Origin of the sequence: Anaerovibrio lipolyticus DSM 3074, assembly GCF_900141865.1 — a bacterium.
Taxonomy (GTDB): Bacteria; Bacillota; Negativicutes; order Selenomonadales; family Selenomonadaceae; genus Anaerovibrio; species Anaerovibrio lipolyticus.
Window position 1 is genome coordinate 58,538 of record NZ_FQYW01000009.1, and the last position, 15,645, is coordinate 74,182.

At 41.1% G+C, this 15,645-nt stretch carries 10 protein-coding genes; 1 reads left to right on the forward strand and 9 read right to left on the reverse strand.

What is annotated here, in order from left to right:
• Nucleotides 1-446: 446 nt before the first annotated feature.
• Nucleotides 447-1,049, forward strand: a complete 603-nt coding sequence (locus tag B6K08_RS05955; RefSeq protein WP_039206974.1) for a hypothetical protein — start codon at nucleotides 447-449, stop codon at nucleotides 1,047-1,049.
• Nucleotides 1,050-1,084: 35 nt separating this feature from the next.
• On the opposite strand, the gene B6K08_RS05960 is transcribed toward B6K08_RS05955, so the two are convergent.
• The 9 genes from B6K08_RS05960 to B6K08_RS06000 all read right to left on the reverse strand — a co-directional run bounded on the left by B6K08_RS05960 (nucleotide 1,085) and on the right by B6K08_RS06000 (nucleotide 15,484).
• Nucleotides 1,085-1,264, reverse strand: coding sequence for a hypothetical protein (locus B6K08_RS05960; RefSeq protein WP_039206971.1), 180 nt, complete (start codon nucleotides 1,262-1,264; stop codon nucleotides 1,085-1,087).
• Nucleotides 1,265-1,333: 69 nt separating this feature from the next.
• The gene (locus B6K08_RS05965; protein WP_039206969.1) at nucleotides 1,334-2,545 is read right to left on the reverse strand and encodes a restriction endonuclease subunit S; all 1,212 of its coding nucleotides are present in this window, start codon (nucleotides 2,543-2,545) and stop codon (nucleotides 1,334-1,336) included.
• A complete protein-coding gene (locus B6K08_RS05970; RefSeq protein WP_080325685.1) occupies nucleotides 2,538-4,181 on the reverse strand; it encodes an HsdM family class I SAM-dependent methyltransferase in 1,644 nt (547 codons plus the stop codon). Before B6K08_RS05970 ends, B6K08_RS05965 begins: the two co-directional genes overlap by 8 nt.
• 12 nt (nucleotides 4,182-4,193) lie before the next feature.
• On the reverse strand, nucleotides 4,194-7,283 hold the full coding sequence (locus tag B6K08_RS05975; RefSeq protein ID WP_143254850.1) for a type I restriction endonuclease: 3,090 nt from the start codon (nucleotides 7,281-7,283) through the stop codon (nucleotides 4,194-4,196).
• Between the two features lie 148 nt (nucleotides 7,284-7,431).
• Complete coding sequence (locus B6K08_RS05980) at nucleotides 7,432-11,091, reverse strand: dynamin family protein (protein ID WP_039207883.1); 3,660 nt, start codon at nucleotides 11,089-11,091, stop codon at nucleotides 7,432-7,434.
• 11 nt (nucleotides 11,092-11,102) lie between these two features.
• Complete coding sequence (gene priA / locus B6K08_RS05985; protein ID WP_039207881.1) at nucleotides 11,103-13,571, reverse strand: replication restart helicase PriA; 2,469 nt, start codon at nucleotides 13,569-13,571, stop codon at nucleotides 11,103-11,105.
• Between the two features lie 106 nt (nucleotides 13,572-13,677).
• Entirely contained in the window at nucleotides 13,678-14,256 is a 579-nt protein-coding gene (locus tag B6K08_RS05990; protein ID WP_039207879.1) for a hypothetical protein, read from the reverse strand.
• Nucleotides 14,257-14,271: 15 nt separating this feature from the next.
• Nucleotides 14,272-14,823: an adenine phosphoribosyltransferase gene (apt, locus tag B6K08_RS05995; RefSeq protein WP_039207877.1), complete on the reverse strand. Its 552-nt coding sequence runs from the start codon at nucleotides 14,821-14,823 to the stop codon at nucleotides 14,272-14,274.
• Between the two features lie 112 nt (nucleotides 14,824-14,935).
• On the reverse strand, nucleotides 14,936-15,484 hold the full coding sequence (locus tag B6K08_RS06000) for a DJ-1 family glyoxalase III (RefSeq protein WP_039207875.1): 549 nt from the start codon (nucleotides 15,482-15,484) through the stop codon (nucleotides 14,936-14,938).
• Between the last annotated feature and the right edge of the window lie 161 nt (nucleotides 15,485-15,645).

Below are 15,645 nucleotides of genomic sequence, written 5' to 3' on the forward strand. Positions count from 1 at the left end.
CTCAAAACACTCCTTTAAAAGTTATTATCTCTTAATCATAATCAGAACCTCCTTTTTGAAACATTGTTTAATCGACTACTTTCGAGGTTCGCTAAAGAAGGCTGTCACTACGACAGCCTATTTTTTCGTAAAAACAGCCTTGGAATCCATGGTTATTATGAGCGTTATAAATAGGCCATAGTATCCTCCACATATTTGTTAATTTATACTATCATATAATCATTTTAATTCTTTACATTGGTTAGTTATTCCTACAACAACAGAAAATTAATGAGCTATTCGATAAAGGAATAAGCCATGCTTTCTACAAGTTGAAAATAGAGTTACCTTCCCCTATCATTTTTACTAATTCTAATGACTTTTTATCTCTAAAATAAGTATAATATAGCACAGAGGTACTATTTTATAAAAAAGCCTAGCTTTTATTCATTTAAGGAGTAGCGCAAATGGATTCTTATATTACATTATGTTTACTTATAATGCCTGGTTACCTGGCACGCGTAATAAATCATCATTTATGTGATAGTATTGTTAGTAATAATAAATTTGATACTATTATGGAATCACTACTTTATGATATTGTGATAATTCCATTGGTTTATATTATAATTCGCTTATTGACACCAGAAATTGATGATATCAGTTCATTTTTTATGAATATGAACAATGTTATAATTTACGGAATTTGCTCCATTGTTGTGAGTATTTTATTGGGTTGGTTATCCAAATATCTTATAGAAATATACCAAAACATCATTAACCGCTTACGTGATAACGACAACAAAATTACTATTGGTAAATCTATCTATAACATGAACTTTAATGACGGAAAAGTTCATCTGATAGAGGTTTATAAAGACAACACTCTTTTATATAAGGGTATTTTGTCTAATATGTATTTTGATAACAAAGAACTTCTCCTTGAAGATGCAAATGAAGAATTTAAGCTAATTGAACAATACGGACAGTTAGTATATAAAAAGACCTATATAAATTGGGAAAGCGGAATAATGATTAGAGAAGTTGATATTGAAAATTGCAAGAAATAGCAAATGGCGCATCACTAACGATGCGCCATATCATTTCATTGACTTTGATTATTAGAATTATTGCCAGCATTACCGGATGTTTGTTGAGCTTTATTCTGCTGCTGGCTAAACATCTGCGCAATGTGCTGTCTTTGATGTTGAATCTTGGCAGCACTAACAGATGAAGCACTATCTTCCATGAATTTCCTACCGGTACTTTTTATGTTATTTGCCATATAAATATCCTCCTTACGGCATTATATCTACTTAACACCTATGCAGTATTTAAACACTTTATAGGTGTTTTATGTTTCTTTAAATCCTACCTGGCCATTCATAAGCATAGGAAGAAGGAAATCACGGAGTTTTGTAAGACTTTTATTTTCAATCATTAATTTATTTCTCATTTTATATCCTGCTCTTAAACGCTCTCCAAAAATAATTGCCAGCTTCTTATTCCACGGAATTGGATAACTCATTATATGATCTTTGTCCCCCCGCGGCATCTTAGTTCCCTTGGCACCTGCTGTATCGTAATCAAAGAATGTATCCTGCGATAAGGTTGTATATACGAACTCCGATATACTATCTTCATTAGGCATTATAGCTAATACATCTGGGCTGCATCCTCCATTATAACCAGCTAACCATATTTTTTTAAAATACGGACGAATATTCCCTAATAAGATATAATTCGCCTTGAATCGTATCATATCTCCTTCTGGCGGATCATATTCTGATTCTTTAATTCCGCATCGATTTGCAATCATATTATCCATTCCAACATAGTTTTGACGAGTCATTTCACTACTTGATATTCGTTCAGTGCTATAGCTTGCCAATTCCTTTAACGAAAGTATCTGCCACCCCTCTGGAATTTCACGCCCCAGTTCTTCATTCCATATCATTTTACCGCCACTGGTTTTATAAGGGCGGCCGTTGGCATCAGGGAAATCAAACTGGACAAACCAGTAGTCGTAGAGGGTCTTGGCCATGGATTCAAGGGTAGAAATAATCTTTTTATTTGTATGGATTTTTTTGTCTATGATATATAAAAATTCACCTATCCTCTTTCGATTTAATCCCTCGATTTTCAAAGGTAATTTACGAATTTCTTCAAGGCCCAAACTTTTATATGCAGAACCGCCAATATTACCATATATTACTTTTTGCATAAATGGGGATAGTATGTAGTAATAAAGGAATTTTCCGTCAAAAATATTTTCTGGATGAATGATTGACAAGTTTTGTCCCAAACAAAATTTATCATCTATATCAACATATCCTACCATGCCATAAGAGCCCACTCGTGTAATAATAATATCACCACGAACAGGATGATGTTTTTTATTATGGTTGAGATATGTTTCTTTGTCTACTTTAAAACATCCTTCTAATGATAAAAAATCATTTTCTACATCTACCACGCGGACCATAGAATATCCGTCATCTTGGTATTTCGGTGTGGCATGTAAACTATCAATTACTTCTGATAAACTTGAAATTGTATTACTCATACTTCAACTCCCCCAGTCCTTTCAGAATTTCTTCTTCCAGTTTATGGCCTTCAATGAAGTATTCTTTTAACTGCTTCTCATAGCCTGCCATTTTCTGCTGGAATTCCTCTGGGGTAAGATCAACATATTCTATCTTTACCTTGAAATACTGGCCAGCGGAGAAGGAGTATTTTTTATTGGTAATATCCTCCAGACTTACCAAGACACTGAAATCGTCAGTTTCCTTTAATTCGTTCATAGTGCTGACAATGGTATCCATTTCCTCCTGGGACAAGTAGGTGCGCTGGTTCTTGGTACCTTCCAGCTTTACCTTGGTTCCCATATTGGAGGCATCCACCAGCAGGACTTTATCATCCTTTGTTCCAGCGGCATCAAGGAACACAACGGATACATTGGTTCCAGTATTGGCGAAGATGTTACTAGGCATGGAAACAACCCCACGCAGCATTTTATTATCTACAATATGCTGGCGGATTTTAAGAGGAATACCAGTAGCTGCAGTCAAAAAGCCTGTTGGCACAACCACTGCGGCCTTGCCGCTTCCCTTCTTCATACTGACAATAATGTGCTGAAGGAACATCTGATATATGGCCATACTTTCCTTTTTCTTGTTTGGAATATTTGGCACACCAGCGAAGAAGCGTTTTTTATAGCCTTCACCAGCCAAGGCATCACGGGTTTCGCTAAAGTCAGTATTAAAAGGTGGATTTGAAACGATATAATCAAAGAGTTTTATGGTTTTCTTGTCATCGCTTAAATGGCGCGGGTTAACAAGAGTATCGTCCTGAATTACATTTGGAAGACTATCCACCAGATTATTCAGAATAAGGTTTAAGCGCAAAATCTCATTGGATTTTTGGCTGATATCCTGGGTGTAGACGGCGCAGTTTTTATCGCCAATCTGCTCTGCCAGAGTCAATACAAGGGTACCGGATCCGGCAGCTGGGTCATAGATGCTGACATTTTTCACATCTTCCGGCACAAGGATTTTGGCTATAATCTGGGCAATGGAATGTGGTGTGTAATATTCTGCATACTGGCCGCTGTCCTTGTTATAGTCCTTAATAAGATATTCAAAAATATCTGCAAAGAAATCGTACTTTTGCTGGAAAATCTTGTCAAAGCTGGTAGCTGCAAGTTTGTTAATAATGGCACGACAAAAATCATCCTGTCTTTCTACTTCTGTAACAAGATTTGACAGGGTATCAAAGAGGCGCACTTTGCTCTGGGCCCCGGCTGCCACGGAGAATACATCCTTATTTTCATCGGAAATATGGAGCAGAGCATTATCAAAGGTAATATGGAAGCCCTGTTCTCCCTTGCGGGAAAAGAGGCTACTGATAAGGTCAGCGGGACGGATGCGAGCTACTTTTGCATCAAGGTCCAGCATCTGGAAATCAAAATCATCATCTGAAAGACCAGACAGCTTTTCCTCTGCTTCCTTGGTGCTCATGCCTTTAAATTCATCCAGCTCTTTTACGGCGGCGATAAATTTATCGTTGAGGAACTTATAAAGAAAAGTTTCCGTGATGATTTTATACTCATTACCACTGTTGCCAAGGCCATAATTTGAACAAATGGCCTTAAGGTCATCAATCAGCCCATAAATCTTCTCTTTTTCAGATATTAATACCATTTCATTCTCCTGTTACTGTATATATTGCTCTTTTATTTCGTGTCCAATTTGTTTTACGATGTCCAATGTCAGTTCTTGGCCTGGTATATCCTTAAGCCCCAGCTTGATGTCTTTCCATAAGTTTTTCTCGAAGAAATTTTCATTTTCCAAGATACTCTCTTTATGGAGAAGCTGGTCATCAATACGCTGTTTCATGTCTACCAAGAAATTAAACAACACCGTCTGATTTTTTATCAACTCTTTGCGCAGCAAACTCTTATGGATGCGCATATATTTTTCATCACCGCCATAACGCTGTGACAGTCTTTCATTGGCGGCGTTGATATCGTGCATCTTTTTACGCAGGGCTTCCAGCTTTTTATCCTGTTCCTGCATTTCTTCCACAGTCATTTGCTGGATATCATGGCCCTCAAGAATACGGCGCAGTTCATCCCAAAGATTAAGATATTCAGGGTCGTTTTTATCACGGTTACGGCCAAACTCACTGATAGTTATACGGCGCTTGCTGGCAAAGGCATCAGCCAATGGCAGTTCCTTCTCGCTTACCTTTTTAAAAGAATACTGGATATCACGGGCCGCCAGTTCCACCAGCTGGTCAATGTCTTCTGGATTCTGCAGGGCTTCCTTTTCATTGATAAGCTGAATCCGCTGGTCTGCCAGTTGATAGAGCTTGCGAACACGGTCACGGTCCATTTGCTTGGCAAGATCCTCATAACCAAATAACTGGGCCAAGTTGTAAAGTTCTTTGTAAAGAGCCAGGGCCCGGCGCAACTCCAAAAGCTCATCTTTGTTTTCAATGGCACTGATTTGCTGTTGGAAAATTTCAAGATTGGCAGTATCGTAAGAAAACAGCTTTTCCTTGATTTCGTCTAAGTCTTGCTGTATTTCTTCCGTGGTCTTGAAGATATTCTGAAATTGCTGGAAATCATCTCCCAGTTCTTCCTTTAGTTCAGCCAAATATGCCTGGTTGGTTTTATCAAACTCAGAGCGGATATCTGCAAAATCTACAACATAGCCAAATCTCTGCTGCTTATATGGTCTGTTGACTCTCGTTAAGCACTGCAAAAGATTGTGCTCACGAATAACCCGCCCCAGATATAGCTTTTTAAGGCGCGGTGAATCAAAGCCCGTAAGGAGCATATTGAATACTACCAATATATCCACATCGCCCCGCTTGAAGGCATCCCGCTTATCTTTAAGTTCATCACGGCTGTCGCCTACAGTAGACAATACCAGCTCAGCTGTAAAAACGCCTCGGCTCTTTATTTCATCACATATAGCCTGGGCTTGTTTTGAAGAATCGGCCACAACCATGGCGCCAATTGTTTTGTCGCCCAATATGATCCGTGAACCTACAAAGTCTTCTTCAATATAATCAACCAGTGGCTTTATATAGTTCTCGTTACAGGTGATATCCTTCTTCTGTATAAGGCCTTTCTGAACCTCGGTCTTTAGCTTATCCAAGGCAGCCCCCAACTGCAGACGATATTCAGTTTTGATGCCTTCGCGAATAAGGCGAAGGGTATAACCGTCTGCTATGGACTGGTTGTAGTAATATTTATGGATATAATTGCCAAAGAGATTTTTAGTGGCTACTTTTCCAATAAGTGGTGTGCCAGTAAGGCCAAAGCGGACAGCCTTCCGATCAGAATTAAACAGCAGGGAAAGGAAAGTACCTTCAGCACTGTAATCACGATGTACTTCATCTATAAAGTAAACCCGCTGAATGGAAACATTGTAATCTGGTTCTTTGCCCACTGCCTCTTGGTCGAATTTCTGAATATTAACCACATTCATTACCAGCCCGCCTGTGGTGGTATCCTCGCTGGTACTCTGAATGTTTTTCAAAAACTCTGCACGGGTTCCTATTTCCACAACATTTAAGCCACGGGCACGGAATTCGTCAGCGGCCTGTTGCATAAGATCCAAACGGTCCACTATAAAATAGAACTTTGCCACAACACCTTTTCTGGCGTAGTAGTCTGTAAGGATTTTTACATTATAGAAGGAAAGCTCTGTTTTGCCGCTGCCCTGGGTGTGCCAAATAACTCCGCCACGATGGTCCTGTTCCTTGCCAGCCGTATCATCCAAATATTTCATAATGGCATGGGAAGCGAAGAATTGCTGATAGCGCATTAAATGCTTGGCAATTTCCATAACGCCTTCCTTATTGACCTTCTCCACATATGTTATGCCATATTTCAAAAGCCACAATAAACGCTCTGGGGTAAACAATGAAGAAATGATGCGATGAGTAGGTGTCCCCGGCTGCATATTGGTCTGATACTCTGGCTGGTTTTTCAGCATGGCCATATTGGTATCCTGCAGAATAAACTCCTCTACCTTCGGATCCAGTTCTCCTATACGCTCATATATGGAGGAATCTTCTTCACGGAAATGGCTGAAAAATAATCGGCCATGACCATTGGTGGCATAAAAAGCCCCTGATATTGGTACACTCTCCGTATCATCATATTCCATGTTGTTAGAAAACATCATTATCTGAGTAATGTTGAGGAACTTTCTATACTTTGGATTTAAAGTCCTGTCATTCATCCGCATGTACTCAGCCTGCATACCCTTTCGGTTGTTTGGAATTTTTACTTCGCAAAATGCCAGGGGCAAGCCGTTGATGAAAAGGGTAATATCTGGGCGGAAGCTGCCTTCCTTTGTTTCTTTGTCCACCAGACATTCCACTTCGGTGGCAACTTCAAAGGTATTGTTATCAATGTTATTGTAGTCAATCAGCATCATTGACTGACCGCGACATTCAACACCTGTCTGGAGCTTTTTAAAAAATTCACGTCCTAAATCATCCACGGCCAATGAATCTGACAAGGCCGAAACGATGCCTTTAATCTCGTCATCAGTTAATGGCTCCTCCAGTTCATTCACACGATCCAATGAATCACGGAGAATTTCTGTATTTATATTTGTTTCAAAATCCAAAACCGGGCGAATATCTTTCAAAGAACGATAACGATATCCCAGACGTGTAAAATACATCAATGCTGGTATTTTAACTCTTGAATCTTCGCTGAAGTTCTTCCCCATGTGACTCATCTCCCTAATGCCCAATAGCACTGCAGAATTCACTTTCATTTTATAAGTATTTTAACACTTTAAAAATATAAGCTCAATTTGTGGTGTTAGAATTTTTTACCAAATATAAATCCCCTGATATCATTATTAACAATAATATTGATATCAGGGGATAATTTATATATTTATGCTATTCTTTCCGAAAATATCATAATTCCATAAGCTGATTATACACCTGCTCCAGCTCTGTAATATCAAGGCCGCCGTCAAGGGCCTTGATATTTGTTTCCAGACGCTCCTTAAGACGTTTGCTGAAGCGCTGGCAAACCTTGTCATAGAGGCCACAAAGGGCTTCTGTTTCCTGACTTAGGAGCTTTGATTTTTCCTGGGCCAGATAATCATCCGCCATCTTGGAAAGTATAACTTCCATTTCTTCAGCCATTATCTTGGAGGCACCCTCCTCGAAGAAGTCCTTTGGATTCTTATAGATGGAAAGTGGCTTGGAAAAGCTGTCACGTCCAACACCAACAAATGCCTGCTGGAAATTCAGCTGATTTTCATAACTGTATTCCTTAATTGATAAGGTGAACTCATTGCTGATCTGGGAAAGGCGCTGGTTGGTATGCTCCTGAAATTTCAGCAGGGAATTTCTGATGTAATTATCAGTTCTGAGGCTGGTGGCTCTAAGCTCCTGGGCCAAATCAAAGCCAATGCTTTCAAGAAGCTGATCCAGAGCCTCCTTAAGCTGCTCATTGGAATTGCCCCCGGATTTCAGAGTGGCAGGATTAAAGGACTCACGGAAGAAATCAAGGTATCTTAAGAAAACTCTCTGCTTAACATAATAAATAAGCTCAGAGGCCTCCTGCTCCAGCCCCTTCACCAGCTCTGTATTGCTTAAATCTGAAAGCACAGAGCCAATTTTCTGCTGGAACCTCTTTAATTCAGCCAGCCGATGCTCTCTTTGAACGCTGTCACTTTTACTTATATTAATAAGATCCCTGATGCGCTCCACTGCCTTATCAAACTCCTGACGGGCGGCGGAAAGGGCTATATCATTTAAGTCGTTGACAACAAAATTGTAGAAGGCATTTTCAAATTCTGTTGGTGTGGTGTTGCCAGCCTCTCTTTCCTCCAAGACCTCTTGTGAGGATAAAGCAAAGAGCTGTGGCTTGGAAACGCCGTAGGATTTAAGCTGCTTGCGGACATAATTAACCACATGGTCTGCCTCGTCCTGATCCTCAGCCAAATCAATGGCATTAACGATAAAGAACATTTTATCCAGCTGGAAGGAATCCTTTACACGGCCCATCTGAATGATAAACTCCCTATCAGCCTTGCCAAAGGCATGGTTGTAATAGGTTACATAAAGCACCACATCAGACTGGCGAATGAAGTTAAAGGACATATTGGTATGACGGGCGTTAATGGAATCAGCTCCCGGAGTGTCCACCAAAGTTATTCCCTTAGCTGTCAGCGGACAATCGTAATACACCTTAATCCAGTCCACAAAGCAGGACTTGTCCTCCTGGGCAGCATATTCACCAAAGCCCTTTAAATCACTGGCAAACACTTTGCCCAGGTTGCTTTCAACAGCATCAAAGCCTGATATAAAGGCCCGCAGGAAGGATTTTTCCTTTTGGTGAGTGTTGCCCCCCTTGTTCATGGCCTCCTTGGCCAAGATAACAGCTTCCTTTAAGCTGGCTGGTGACATATTAAATGGCTTAAAGGCCCTTCGTAAATCATCCAGCAGCATATTTTCGGATTTAAGCTTAATGTCCACTGTGCCATGAGGATGGTCCTCATCTATAGGCAAAATCATATTGATGGCGGCTGTTGTTGGATTTGGTGATACAGGCAGCAGTCTTTCTCCCAAAAGTGAATTTGCGAAGGAAGACTTTCCCGCACTGAAGGCACCAAAGAGAGTTACCAAGAAGCCTTTATTATTAAGGCGTTCAGCCCTATCCTGAAGCTCCTGGGCCATCTGCCCCACTCCTGGTATTTCCCCAATAAGCTCAGCACTTTTGTGAAGTCTTACGGACATTTCCTTTAATTTTTCAGTACCAGAAGCAGTGAAAATATCAAGGTGTTTAGGAACCAAATTGTTATGGTCATGGGAATTTTGTTTATCACCATTGGCCTGCTCGCCTGTTTCTGCCTTATCAACTGTATTTATTAAGGAATCTTTAGAATCTAAGGCTGCTTCTGGGGCTACTATTTCCTCATCCGGGATTTCAACTTTTAATATTTCAGCAATATCTTCATTGGTATCCACCATTGATTCATTGGTAAGCATATCCCCAAGTTCCTTTGAAAGACTGGACATTTCAGTATCCAAAGAATCCATAGTGCTCCAGGCTCTATGGTATTCCTCCAGTTCATTTAAACGGGAATTGATGATATCAATGCGCTGTCCCCTGTGATTATTCAACAGCTCAGCAAATATATTTTTAATGTCTGCTGCCTTGTTGCGTGCCACATTTTTTATACCCTCCGCAAAGTTTAAGGTATAGTTCATTACATAGCTGCCGTCCTGGGTGAGTTTAGCCCCGGAACGCATTGCTTCAGTAAGCAGCTCCTGTGGCGGCAGGATTTCCAGTGACTGAATTTTCTCCTGCAGCTCCTTGTTATTAACATTATGCTGACGGACAAAATCCAATAAAAATGTCTTTAAATGCCATTCAATCTGGGTCTTTGCCTTTTCAGAGGCATCCTCAAAGAAAACCTGCTTTCTCCGCTCCAGCTCAGCCTCAGTTTTCTTGCCACGGCCAAAAAATCCCACCTTAAAGGATGGCTGACAGGCCTCCAGATAATCTCTGGCCAAATCACGGGTGGAGGTTGGCATTAAATAAGCATTATCCAATATTTTGGCAATTCCCGCCTTGTATGTTTCCTCCCAATCCTCATTAAGAATATCCTGCTCATTGGAAAGACTGTCATATTCCTGACGCATAAGCTGCAGCTTATCTGATGCAATCCCTTCAAGGATAGCACCTGCTTCCTTCTTTTTTGCATCAGAATCCTTTTCAGATGCCTTAATATATTCCGTAATAATTCTATTTAAGGAAGCGTAAATGGAATCCTCAAGATTATCATTGCGGTGGGCAATCTTATCCTCCAGCAGTTCCATTAGCTCCTGGTACTGGTTGTGAGGCGCATCAGGATATTTGGCAGATATAAAATATACGCCCTTGGCCTTTACACCCCAGCCTTCAAAGGCCTTATACACAGAATTTTTGAAGGTATCAAAGGACAATTCCTTTTCACGGTGCTTATCTATCTGATTAATTACCAGATATACCTCCTTGCCGGCCTTGGTCAGATCACGGGTAAAGGAGAAATTCAGCTCTGACTGAACGTGATTGTAGTCCATGACATAGAAAATTATATCCGCCAGATGAATAGCATCCTCTGTAACCATTCGATGGGCATCATCAACAGAATCAATGCCCGGTGTATCCATAATTTCCACACCCTCCGGAATATGGAGATTGGAATAACTCAGCTCAATACAGGAGACAGCATCACCATCACGACAATAGCTCCTAACAAGATCATAGTCATATGGTGCCAGATATTTCCGTGGCTTTCCCTTGCTGAAAAACACACGGGCGTAGTCCTCCCCCTTATACACCTTCACCAGATTGGCAGAGGTTGGTATAGGGCTGGAAGGCAGTATATTATCCCCTAAAAAGGAATTAATAAGTCTGGATTTTCCCGCAGAAAAATGCCCTGCAAAGGCAATACCATATGTCTTGTCAGTGAGCTTCTGGGCCAGATGACGGACATGGTTCATATTGCGGGTATGATTAATTTTTTTAAAATATTCGTAAGCTGCTGTTAGCTTATTTTCCAATAATTCTTTATTCATAATTGCTCCAATCAGGACGTGGTGATAGGGTCGATATCTATCATTACATTCATATCACGGTGTACTCCCTGGTCACGGAGGAATTTATTTACCGCCTTTAGATCATCGGTTTTTATCAGCATGGAAAATCTGTGAACTCCCTTAAAAACAGGAATCATGGCAGGAGCCGGGCCGATAATCTGATGATGCTTGGTATAACCGAATTTATTTAAGAAATTATCCTTTATATTCTGAGCCTGCTGACGGGCGTTTTCCGGCTTTTCGTTGTGTACTATCAGCTTAACAATACGACAAAATGGCGGATAGAAGAGACTTTCCCTCAGCTTCATTTCTTCCTCGTAAAAGGCCTGATAATCCTGCTTTATACCGCTTTGTACTGCATTATGCTCTGGCGAATAGCTCTGAACTATAACCTTGCCGGGAATATCTCCACGGCCTGCCCGTCCAGCAGTCTGGGTTATGAGCATAAACACTCTTTCTGCCGCACGGAAATCTGGCATATTAAGGGCCGAATCTGCACTGATAATACCCACTGCCGTAACATTTGGAATATCATGTCCCTTGGCCACCATCTGGGTTCCAAGAAGTATATCAAATTCCTTATTGCGGAACCGCTCAATAATATTAGTATGACCAAACTTGCCAGTAGTGGTATCCCTGTCCATGCGAATAACTCTGGCCTTGGTAACCAATGTCCTCAGCTCCTGCTCCAACTTTTCTGTACCCGAACCAAAATACTTGATATAGCGGCTCTCGCATTTTGGACACACATCCGGCACAGGAACTGTAATGTCACAATGATGGCACATCAGACGCTTATCCTTGTGATATACAAGAGGCATGGTGCATTGAGGACACTTAATAACCTCTCCGCAGGAACGACACATTACAAAGGTAGCAAAGCCACGACGGTTCAACATAATGATCATCTGCTCTCCCTTGGAGATGGTGTCTTCAATAAGAAGTCGCAAAGGGTGACTTATAATATTTCGCCTTCCCTTTTTAAGCTCCTGGCGCATATCTACACAGGCCACCTGCGGAAGTGGCTTATTGCCAATACGATTTGGCAGTTGAAGCATGGTACATTTACCAATCTGGGCCCTATGATATGTTTCCAATGAAGGAGTGGCACTTCCCAAAAGCAGCGGTGCCCCGTAAATCTCAGCCAGCTTTTCTGCCACTACTCTGGCATGATAACGTGGAGATTCATCCTGCTTATAGGAATTATCCTGCTCCTCATCCATAATAATCAGCCCGATGTCATCAGCTGGAGTAAATAGGGCGGATCGGGCACCAATAATAATACCCGCCTCACCGCGACGTACCCTTAAAATGGCATCATTACGCTCGCTAATGGACAGCCGGCTATGAATTACAATAATGTCTTCTTCAAAGTAGCTCTTAAAGGCCTGTACCACTTGGCCTGTAAGGGCAATTTCCGGTACTAGAACCACAACTCTGCGGCCTAATTTCCGTACTTTTCTGGCAGCCTCAATATACACCTGTGTTTTGCCACTGCCAGTAACACCATAAAGCAAAAATTCCTTGAATTCTTTGCTGTTTATAGCTTTTTCCAAAGCATCAACAGCATTTTGCTGCTCGGTGGTAAGCTCGATTTCCTTATGCCTTTGGCTGGGAGCATCATAACTGTTGCGGAAAACACGGCGTTGTTCCTTTCGTAATAATCCTGCTTCTGTCAGCGCTTTAATGGTTGCCGCTGAAACACCCCGTGATTTAAAATCCTCTGCCGCTATCGAGTTTTCAGCAGTAAGGGATTGCTCACCCTTCTGCTGGTTCATAATAAGCTCCAATGCCTTTTTCTGGGCTGGCTTTCTTGAATAATCCCCAAGAAGCTCCTCCGTGACTTGCACAACAGGAGTATAAACAGTTTCAAAGGCAGCCTTGGCCTTATTATCCGCATTGTATATCCGTTTAATCAGCTTATATTGCAGGAGCTTTTCCAAGATATTATCAAGGTCAGTGGCAAGCTCCTCATTGCCATCAGCAATCAACTGATCCTTTATCTCTTTTTTCTTGGACACACCAGCAGCCATAATGGCATTATAAACACAACCATAGGACCGAACCTGTAAAAGGACATTATCACCAGCATCATTCACCGCCTCATAAGCCAGCTGAATATGGGCACCACTTTTTCCGGGGATAAAAAGACGCATCATTTCCCCCACAGAGCAAAGGTAAAATTCCGCCATCCAACGGGCAGCATCTATTACCTCATGGGTAAACCAGGCTTCCTCATCCAGAGTGCCCTTTATTTCCTTAAGCTTAAAATCTCCCTTGATACTGCTTTCATCCACATCATTTACGGACACAATAAAACCTTCGATAGATCTGCCACCAAATGGCACAATAACCCTCCAGCCCTCTTTAAGAAAGCCAAGATGATCCGGCACAATGTAGCTATATGCCTGAGATATGCTTTTTATGGGAATGTTAATATAAACATCAGCAAGTATCACAATATCAGTCCGTCCTGTATTTTAGTCCTGTATTAAAAATGGATATAGATGAAAAAACGGGACCCTGTTGCTAGTCCCGTTTCAATTTATTAAGTGTTCTTATTCTTTAAAAATGAATGCTTTCTACCATTTTATCCGCAGCCTTCTCATAATCCTCGTCGTCGGCCTTGTAGGATATGGTAATGCACCAGTGCTCATCTCCCTTAAAGAAGGAAATGAATCTGGTCTTAATCTTTATGTCATTGCTGGTACCATCCAAAACAGCTACCTTGGCTGGCTCCCCGGCAACAGTGGTGTTCTCGAGCTGACCACCAGTGGACTTGCGCTTGCTCTTATAGGTCTTTAAAAGATCCTCGGAGAATTTATTAAGGTCAGGCTTAAATTCTGAAGCAGTAAAATCCTTGTATTTGGCCCGATCATAATGAACACTCATAACAGTTATCTCAAAATCACTATTATGGTCTGCACTGGTACAAATAGTAGTACCATTTGGGAAGGTCTTAGGTGCCATTGGATTTCTGAAATCAAATGGCAAACTCATGGTTAGGGTGCTTGCATGGCCATTAACACTGACATCATGAAGCTCAATATTCTTGGAGCCACATCCGGTCACCAGAATACTAAGTGCCATAACAGACAATGTGACCACAAAAGTCATCAGCTTCTTAAAATTAATAACTGCCATAAAGCTGTTGCCCCCTTAATCCAAATCGTACTGAAGCATGGACATAACCTTAATACCGTTATTTTCCAGCTTCTGACGACCGCCAAGAGTAGTCAGCTCCACAAAGAATACAGCAGCGCCAACCTCACCGCCAACCTTTTTAATCAGCTGTGCCGCAGCAGTGGCAGTGCCGCCGGTGGCCAGCAAATCGTCCACAATAAGTACCTTCTGACCAGGCTTTATGGCATCCTTATGCATTTCAATGGTATCACTGCCATATTCCAGATCATAGTCAACACTTACAACCTCAGCAGGCAGCTTGCCTGGCTTACGAATTGGTACAAAACCGATATTGGTAGCTGCAGAAAGTGCTGCACCATAGATGAAGCCACGGGATTCAAGACCCACAATCAAATCTATATTCTCATCCTTGAGAATATCCTTCATATAATCCAGGGTCAGCCCAAAAGCCTTGGCATCCTTAAGAGTAGTAGTAATATCTACAAACTTGATGCCCTCTTTTGGAAAATTATCCACCAGACGAATATGGTCCTTCACATAGTTTATGTCATTTGCTGTTAAGCTCATCAGAAAAATACTCCTTATAGTTTAATAATAAAATTCACAAACCATTTAATTATAACGCAGTTGTTCAAATTTTTCTATCTTCGATAGAAAAATATACTAATCAGCGTTTGTATTAATCGAGATATAAGCAGTCCTTACCAACCTCAATAGCTGTTTCCTTATCCTTAAGCAGCTCAATCATCTTAAGAGCAAAGGCAATGGATGTACCAGGACCGCGGCTGGTGATAATATTTCCGTCCACAACAACCTCGTTGGTGCAGGTCTTACCGCCCTTCATGTGGTCCTCAAAGCCTGGATAACAGGTGCAGCGTTTTCCTTCTACCAATCCGTTGTCACCCAAAATAGATGGAGATGCACAGATTGCAGCCACCCACTTGCCAGCCTCATTAAATTTTTTCAAAATGGCCACTACTTCCTTGCTGCCTCCAAGATTCAGCATACCATCCATGCCACCAGGCAATACAACAATGCTGTACTCATCAGCGTTTACATCAGTGAGAAGCGCATCTGCTTCAACAGGTATGTTATGTGCTCCCACAACTCTCTTGTCATTATGAATTGAGGCAGCAGTTACATCAATGCCGCCACGACGAAGAAAATCAACCTGAGTAATGGCCTCCACTTCTTCAAAACCATTGGCAAATAAAACTAATGCTTTCATATCTGTATCGCTCCTTAATTTAAAATAATAATCACGCTACTCTAATTATACCATAAAGAACCGAGAACCTTGCAAATCAAATTAATAGGTATGTATAATTGTCTATAGAGTATTAAATAATATTAAAAATATTACAGATTACTACATATCGGAGTGACAAT

What these genes read in the sequence shown, in the direction of transcription:
- B6K08_RS05955 (WP_039206974.1), top strand. Translation starts at nt 447, where the DNA reads ATGGATTCTTATATTACATTATGTTTACTTATAATGCCTGGTTACCTG.
- B6K08_RS05960 (WP_039206971.1), bottom strand. Translation starts at nt 1,264, where the DNA reads ATGGCAAATAACATAAAAAGTACCGGTAGGAAATTCATGGAAGATAGT.
- B6K08_RS05965 (WP_039206969.1), bottom strand. Translation starts at nt 2,545, where the DNA reads ATGAGTAATACAATTTCAAGTTTATCAGAAGTAATTGATAGTTTACAT.
- B6K08_RS05970 (WP_080325685.1), bottom strand. Translation starts at nt 4,181, where the DNA reads ATGGTATTAATATCTGAAAAAGAGAAGATTTATGGGCTGATTGATGAC.
- B6K08_RS05975 (WP_143254850.1), bottom strand. Translation starts at nt 7,283, where the DNA reads ATGAAAGTGAATTCTGCAGTGCTATTGGGCATTAGGGAGATGAGTCAC.
- B6K08_RS05980 (WP_039207883.1), bottom strand. Translation starts at nt 11,091, where the DNA reads ATGAATAAAGAATTATTGGAAAATAAGCTAACAGCAGCTTACGAATAT.
- B6K08_RS05990 (WP_039207879.1), bottom strand. Translation starts at nt 14,256, where the DNA reads ATGGCAGTTATTAATTTTAAGAAGCTGATGACTTTTGTGGTCACATTG.
- apt (WP_039207877.1), bottom strand. Translation starts at nt 14,823, where the DNA reads ATGAGCTTAACAGCAAATGACATAAACTATGTGAAGGACCATATTCGT.
- B6K08_RS06000 (WP_039207875.1), bottom strand. Translation starts at nt 15,484, where the DNA reads ATGAAAGCATTAGTTTTATTTGCCAATGGTTTTGAAGAAGTGGAGGCC.